Origin of the sequence: Agathobacter ruminis (assembly GCF_002735305.1) — a bacterium.
Lineage (GTDB): Bacteria > Bacillota > Clostridia > Lachnospirales > Lachnospiraceae > Roseburia > Roseburia ruminis.
On record NZ_PDYG01000096.1, the window covers coordinates 1 to 3,805 of the forward strand.

Here is a 3,805-nt window from a genome sequence, read left to right on the forward strand (position 1 = left end):
ACATATTTCATATGCAAATCTCTGCGCATCCTCGCGGAGCGTTTATCTCAGTCGGAGATTTTAACCCCGACTGAGACCAGTATGTTATAACCCCTACCTTCGCTTAGAGGAAGGGGTCTTATCCGACTGAGATAAATTAATATCAATTATACCATATGCTGTCATCTACTAATAGAATCTATTCCTATAATCTATTCCTCTCAGGTGGGCTGGGCACGCGGATTCAGTGTTTTGGCTCGCGCGCGTGCCCTGGATGCCGCGGGGCGGCACGCGGATTACGTAGATTGGCCGATTCGCGTGCACGGTGACGCGCGAGCTGGCACGCGGATTCTATGTTTTGGCTCGTGCGCGTGCCCTAGATGCCGTGGTGCGGCACGCGAATTCTGTGTTTTGGCTTGCGCGCGTGCTCTGGATGCCGCGGGCCGGCACGCGAATTACGTAGATTGGCCGATTCGCGTGCTCAGCATTGCTCAAAAAAAAGAGCGGCAAGAATACTCTTGCCACTCCCTAATCTCTTCTTTTTAACTGATTTTTGTTTCTCTTTGAATTTCGCGTCCCAGCATCACCCGCATCGAATCGGTAATCTTCTGATGCTGCACACGTGCCGCATCAAACTTGACTGAATGAAATGCCATCTGCATGATTGGTCCGGTACCAAATGCGCAGATTAATGTACCAAGTCCCACTGGTCCACCAAGCAACCAGCCAATGAAAGTTGCTGTACTAAGCAATGCAATGCTGACCGCGCCAATCGGAATACGTTTTGCCCTCTTCGTCAATGCGACAAGCAAAGTATCTCTTGGTCCGCAGCCAAGGGCTGCTGCCATATAGATAAACTGTGTATAAGAAATAATCACTAAACCGATTATCATAGCGAAAATTCCCTGTGGAATGTTCGTACATTTAGGTACTACATTCAAATGATTAAATAAATCTACCGCTTTTCCAACGACAAACGCATCGATAAACATTGCAATTCCAATCGGTTCGCGTAGCAACAGATCAATTCCCAGAATCGTGTATGATACTACGATGGAAGCTGTGCCATATAAAATGCCAAAGGTATTTGCCAGGCCGAGATTCAATACATCCCATGGGCTTGCTCCAAAGTTTGCCTGAATCGTCAGATATACACCGAATCCATTGATAAACAAACTCAATGCTGCCATCAGCATATGTATCACGATTGCCTTTGTTGTTCGATTGTTCAATAATATCATTTGCTTCATGACTTTACATGATCTCCGTATCACTTCAACTCATTGTGCACTATAAAGTCGCAACAAATTAAATATATCACAAATTTCTGTAAAATCAATTTATTAATTCAAACAATTCTATATTCACACAGTCATATATTTACGCAATCATTTATTCGTGCAGTCTTATATTCACGCAGTCATATATTTGTGCAATCATTTATTCGTGTAGTCTTATATTCACGCAATCATTTATTCGTGCAATCATATACTCATGCAGTTATACAATCGCTTTACAATATCATTCTTTTCATATCCTTTTCCTATGAATACAACCTGATTACATCGATCTCCATAGGTTTCGTCCCAATCATCTTTAATATCCGGGAAATCCCGAATGATTGACTCCAGTTCCTCTTTCGGCCAGGCAGAGATCCACTCGGATAATTCTGTGATTGACGCATTTCGTCCGGCCTGTTCAAAAAGCTGTATATGCTTCCAGTCATCTGCAAACCAGATATATCCTTTTGTGCGAATAAGCACTTCCGGATAATCCTCCACAAACCGATTGAAAGCGTCACGATTAAACGGGCGGCGGTCTTCAAAAACAAATGACGAAATGCCATATTCATCCACACATGCTTTTTCATCATCATGCTCACAGTTGTTCAGCGCCCGTTGAACAGCACTATAGGCTTCCACTTCATCAAAATCAAAGTCTTCCCGGTCAAGGATTTCGCACAGATCGACCTGGCCGTGTGTACATGTAATCATTTCTGCCTCCTGTTGCAGATTCCGTAATGCCGCTTTGACTTCATTCAGCTGTTTTTCTGTCAGCAAATCCGTTTTATTTAAAATCATCAGATTGCAAAATTCAATTTGATCCATAATCAAATTGATGACATCACCATCTTCAGTGTCGTCCTCAGAGGACAAATCATGCAAAAATTCCCGATAGATGCGGTCAACATCTACAACGGATACAACCGTTTTTAAATATACGCGTGTATTTTCCGTCATTTCTTCGTAATTAATAAATGCACCGGCGATGGATGACGGTTCGCTAATGCCTGACGCTTCCACAAAAATTGCTTCAATTGTTGGGTCCGCAGACAGGCGCTCAATTTCAGCCATAAACTCATCTCGCAGGGTGCAACAGATACAGCCATTCTGCATTTCCACCATTTCGACCTGAACCACCTGATTTCCTGTCTGATTGAGTATGAAAGCATCTATATTGATACTTCCCATATCATTAACTATCAATGCAATTTTTCTTTGTTCCTGCTTTAGTATATTTTGCATGAGGGTGGTTTTCCCGGAACCAAGGTATCCTGTTACTACGACAATCGGTACTTCTCTTCTTGACATATCTTTACTCCAATCTATTGACAATACAAATAAATATCCTCCGGTGACGGTGTATGCTTCCAGTCCGTAATCTGTAGCACTACAATCTGCCGGTCCTGCATCAAACCTTTTTTGATAACAGCTTCCACTTCAATCCAGTCACCATTTTTTATCTCCGAAACCTCATTTTCGTTACCGATTCCATCGCCTGAATCATAGCTTCGGTCGCAATCTGCCAATTCTGCTACAAAACCGACAAACTGCGCATCCTCCGGGCAACATATCAATACATATCGCCCCAAATAGAATCGCTTGCCGCTTGCGTGCAAATCTCTGGTCACCATACCGGTGAAGTGAACTTTTTTCCCATAATAGCGGTCCGTATGCTCAATGGTATCCACAAACCATCTGCAAAACAGTTCTTCCGAAATGGTTAGCAGCCCGTCTTTGTCCGATTCCAATAATATATCGCTGCAGGATTCCAGAGTTCCATCCGGTCTTGTAAAAAATACTTCTGCATTTGGATTTAACAGTTTGATTGCCCGCCGTGTATCCTCACGAGGGAATGATTCATCACAGCGATTAAAAATAATCACATCCGATACACTGAGCGGACTCATGATAATCAATCGCATATTTTTCAGATAGAGCGCATATGTCATCGCATCCACAAAGCTAAATACGGTAGAATAATACCACTGCTTCGGCAATGGTTTTTCAAGAAATTCTTTTAAATTCCACATGCCGTTAAATTCAATAAAGATTTTTTCCGGCTGTTCTTTTTGCGCAATCCGCTCCCAGAATTCCAGTGTCACTTCTTCTTTTTCTTCAACATAAATTACTTCTGCATTGATTGCTTCAAGCAGTTGATCGGGATATGTTTCCTCACCCTCTTCCATGCATATGATGATGGACTTTGCATCCCCCGGCTGATAACTCCTTTGTAATGCCCCAAGCAATCCCGTGGTTTTCCCCGCATCCATAAATCCGGCAAATAAGAAAACTGCAGTCTCCATTTTTAACTCTTTTCACTCCAATCAATCTATTTCCGTACATTTGCAACACAGTCGCATTTTATTATAGTCACGGGCTTCTCCTGTGTCAACAGTATATGCAACACTGTTGCAAATATCGGATTAAAAAAATGTAGCTGTGCGCATATTCCATGCGTAAACAGCTACATTTTATAATTCATAGTCAAGACTCGCTCGCGAGTCTTGCGCGCCGGATTCGGGTCTGCTTCAGCAGACAAATTC

At 42.7% G+C, this 3,805-nt stretch carries 3 protein-coding genes; all 3 read right to left on the reverse strand.

Annotated elements, in window-relative coordinates:
* Nucleotides 1–521: 521 nt before the first annotated feature.
* Nucleotides 522–1,220: a YczE/YyaS/YitT family protein gene (locus CSX02_RS10355; RefSeq protein ID WP_242970472.1), complete on the reverse strand. Its 699-nt coding sequence runs from the start codon at nucleotides 1,218–1,220 to the stop codon at nucleotides 522–524.
* Between the two features lie 243 nt (nucleotides 1,221–1,463).
* Nucleotides 1,464–2,570: a CobW family GTP-binding protein gene (locus CSX02_RS10360; protein ID WP_099386623.1), complete on the reverse strand. Its 1,107-nt coding sequence runs from the start codon at nucleotides 2,568–2,570 to the stop codon at nucleotides 1,464–1,466.
* A 14-nt stretch (nucleotides 2,571–2,584) separates the two neighbouring features.
* A complete protein-coding gene (locus CSX02_RS10365) occupies nucleotides 2,585–3,565 on the reverse strand; it encodes a TIGR03943 family putative permease subunit (RefSeq protein ID WP_099386624.1) in 981 nt (326 codons plus the stop codon).
* Between the last annotated feature and the right edge of the window lie 240 nt (nucleotides 3,566–3,805).